Here is a 3,036-nt window from a genome sequence, read left to right as displayed (position 1 = left end):
AACATGGTTTTATCGCGCCTATGCGCGTGCTCTGTGTGTATAGATTTCGTGTTATGTAACAAGGGGGTCGGCAGCCCCCTGTTTGAGACGCTACCCCGCAAGCGGGGGCCCCTTCTCAAACGCTGGCCAGCCTACTGGAGGCAACATGGAGTTCGACAAGCACCTGATTGAGCTTGATGGTGATCGGGTATGGTTACTGGATGCCGCTGGCAAGCGTTTGTGCGACATGGCGGACATGCAGCTGCTCGATTTGGGGAGCCGGATCAGCGTTGAAGGCGGCCTGCTCAACTTCGATTTGGAGGCCCAGAAGTGGCGGGAATGCCTCATTGCCTTGGGCCTTGAGCTGGATTGAAAATCATTTTGTAGATTTGATGAATCATATTGCCAAAGTGATTGACTGCACCCCCCAAGAGGGTAAAATCAAATTGTCGATTTGATTTTTCAAATGGGGGATTTGATGATGCAGGAAAAAGAGGCCAAGACCATTTTCGATATGGGCGGATTCTCCAAGGCGATAATCGTCCCCACCCCAATGGGGGCGGGGTTCCATCTTCACCTGGTACGCTTCGGTAAGGGGGGGGATGAAGTCATCGAACGGCAGCGTGGCGGATGGCGGGTCTTCTCCTCGATCGATGCAGCCGCCAACACGGCCAACGGCATTGGCTTTCGCCGCATCGAGATAGACCTCAGCAGCCGCTAGGGTCGAGCCCAACGCAGCAGGGCGGCAAAGGCCGCCATCCATGCAGCCCCTTCGAAGTATGAGGGGGCCTCCCAGCCAAAGAAGTCATGCAGCCCAAGCAGGCCCATAAACCAGCCTCCCGATGCAGTGACGGCCCCTTTCAGGAAGAACACCGCGGCGAACAGCGCCGCTACGTGCCAGCCCTTCATGGGCGCGGCCCTTGGTACTTCTTGGGCATCAGTTCGCGCAGCTTCTCGTCCAGTTCGTTGTTCTGATCGGCCAGTTGTCGGTTGTAGCCCTTCAGTTTCGTGATCTCCGCTCCCTGCTTCCCAATCTGGGTCTCCAACTGCTTCACGGTCTGCCCTGCATCCCATTTCAAGCTCAAAAGCTCCTGCTTGGCTGCGCCTAACGCTTTCTGAGCGATTTCTGCAGCTAGCTCGGCCTGTTTGGCCTTCTCAAGCAGGTCTGCGCTGTAACGGCCTTTCTGGCGGCTAAACAGGGCTTGTTTGAGCTGGTCGTTTTCCTCCCTGAGAGCGGCGTTTTCGCGTTCCAGCTTTTTGGCCTTGGCATGTCCGGTCACCTTATCGAGTATCGATGGTGCCGGCACCGGCATTTGTCCGGCTGCCTTGCTGGGATCGTGTGGGGAACCGCCAGCGGCGCCGGGTTTGTACTCGCAGGCGATGTGCGCATTGACGGCCTGCCATGCCCGTTTCCGCAGGGCTGCAACCCTGCTGGACCCGTCTAACCACGCCTTGGCCTGTAGCTTGCCGTCCTTGATCGGCGTTACTACCACGTGGAAATGGGGGCTGCTCTCGTCTGTGTGGAGGTCGATCCCAACGATGTTGTCCTCCCCAAACTCCTTCACCGCCCATTCTCTAACCCCTCGGGCGGCACAGTTCATCTGGTCGGCGATGTCTATTGGCCTTCCCTCGGGGAAGTCGGGCTCTGGTTCGTCTCGCCAGTCAGTTTGGTTGCCGAGCTGGATCACAAACTGGATGGCGTGCACCGCATCCTTCCGTTTTGCCAGATCCTTCGCTTTTTCCAGCAAGTCCGACCGCCAAGGTTTTACCTGGTGGCGGCCTGCTGGGGTAAACCATGCCTCTTTTCTGAGCTGGCTTTCTGTGGCGTGGAGTCGGACATTGTGCCCCTCTGCTCTACCTGCTGCTGGGGCCTTCATCTTGTCGAGTGCTAGCGAAAATGAGAGTGCCATAGTGTCTTTGCCCCCTGTTCTTTTGTCTCCGGTTACAGTACCAGAGTTGGGAGGCAAAGTGTTCTCCTAACACTTTGTGCCAAAGTTGGAGCCCCTGCGGGGGGCTAAAACCAAACACGTTTGGCCCTGTTGTAGGGGGGGGCGATTATGCGTGTAGGGGGGCCGATTATGCGTAGGCAGGGTGCCACGAACTGGCGCGCTATCGCTTGCCCCCCACTCGGTTCCGGTTCGGTCGGCCAGCCGACCATGCCGGATCGAGCGGGCTATTTTTATGGCGGATTTGGGAGGGGGGTTACGGTAACAGTTACCAAATGGGGCGGGTGTTGTGATCCTGTAGTGATCGAAAAGCTGCTTGATCCATGATCACGGGCCAGAGTAAGCTGATGCCCGTAAACGAAAAAACCCGCCATAGGCGGGTTCTTCGGAAGTCTTCGGTATGGGGATACCTTGGACTTCTGGGTAACAGCTTCGGACGGAAGCAGCTACCGAATTCCAACCAAGTTTAGCGGCGTCCAGCCGTGTCTTCAAGCGAAATCCCGTCCGAACCCTGTTACCCGTTGGCCTCTGCCAATGGCGATTAGTCGTACCCGCTCGAATTGGAAGCATGAGTTTGTTGTCGAGCGGATGCAGGGGTCGGGCCGAACGGGGAAACCTCACACACGGCCCAGCGTGCGACGCGCACCATAGCCTCCCAGGGCTCGCAACCTTGGGGCACCAGCACCGAGCGCAACGGGGAACCAACCACGGCCAGCTCGATAAAAACGGCGCGGCAGTCCGGCCCACAGGTGGGGACTGAAGCAGGTGCAGAGTGGCAAGGTGTGTCTCAGGAGCGCGTGAGGGGGAGCTGCCGCAAGCAGCCTCGATAGTCCTGAGCAAGGCGAACCATCCAGCCGAACTACGTCAAAAATGACGTAAAAAGGCAGGAGGGCGAGCCTATCTTGAAGCGCAGCGAAAGATAGGAGAGCCGGTGTCCTACGCCCTGTCTTTAAACAAAAAAAAAGAGAGATGATCTTGGCGAGGTGGGTAACTGCGCCCGTCCGTCCACATGCCATCGGTTCGGCTTGTGGGCGGCAGCAGTTATCCACGGAAGCGGTTTAGGTTCGTGGATTATTCGCCACGACTTAATACGCCTGTAAGCCACTGTTTT

Annotated in this window: 4 protein-coding genes; 2 read left to right on the top strand and 2 right to left on the bottom strand. The window is 57.4% G+C overall.

Annotated features, from left to right (window positions below; genetic code table 11):
• The first annotated feature begins 145 nt into the window (after positions 1-145).
• Together CF137_RS01620 and CF137_RS01615 are read left to right on the top strand one after the other, a co-directional pair.
• The gene (locus CF137_RS01620; RefSeq protein ID WP_139717466.1) at positions 146-352 is read left to right on the top strand and encodes a hypothetical protein; all 207 of its coding nucleotides are present in this window, start codon (positions 146-148) and stop codon (positions 350-352) included.
• Positions 353-460: 108 nt separating this feature from the next.
• Positions 461-700, top strand: coding sequence for a plasmid replication protein RepB (locus CF137_RS01615; RefSeq protein ID WP_139717469.1), 240 nt, complete (start codon positions 461-463; stop codon positions 698-700).
• Here CF137_RS01615 and CF137_RS01610 read toward each other — a convergent pair.
• Both CF137_RS01610 and CF137_RS01605 read right to left on the bottom strand, forming a co-directional pair.
• A complete protein-coding gene (locus CF137_RS01610) occupies positions 697-888 on the bottom strand; it encodes a hypothetical protein (RefSeq protein WP_139714637.1) in 192 nt (63 codons plus the stop codon). The genes CF137_RS01615 and CF137_RS01610 overlap by 4 nt on opposite strands.
• The gene (locus CF137_RS01605) at positions 885-1,889 is read right to left on the bottom strand and encodes a plasmid recombination protein (protein ID WP_139717464.1); all 1,005 of its coding nucleotides are present in this window, start codon (positions 1,887-1,889) and stop codon (positions 885-887) included. Before CF137_RS01605 ends, CF137_RS01610 begins: the two co-directional genes overlap by 4 nt.
• Positions 1,890-3,036 lie beyond the last annotated feature (1,147 nt).

The organism is Aeromonas sobria, from assembly GCF_006243315.1.
In the GTDB taxonomy this organism is placed as follows: Bacteria; Pseudomonadota; Gammaproteobacteria; order Enterobacterales; family Aeromonadaceae; genus Aeromonas; species Aeromonas sobria_A.
This window is presented reverse-complemented; position numbering and strand designations above follow the sequence as displayed.

Bases quoted from the DNA above. Each gene is read 5' to 3' on its own strand.
- CF137_RS01620 (WP_139717466.1), top strand. From the start codon at position 146: ATGGAGTTCGACAAGCACCTGATTGAGCTTGATGGTGATCGGGTATGG.
- CF137_RS01615 (WP_139717469.1), top strand. From the start codon at position 461: ATGCAGGAAAAAGAGGCCAAGACCATTTTCGATATGGGCGGATTCTCC.
- CF137_RS01610 (WP_139714637.1), bottom strand. From the start codon at position 888: ATGAAGGGCTGGCACGTAGCGGCGCTGTTCGCCGCGGTGTTCTTCCTG.
- CF137_RS01605 (WP_139717464.1), bottom strand. From the start codon at position 1,889: ATGGCACTCTCATTTTCGCTAGCACTCGACAAGATGAAGGCCCCAGCA.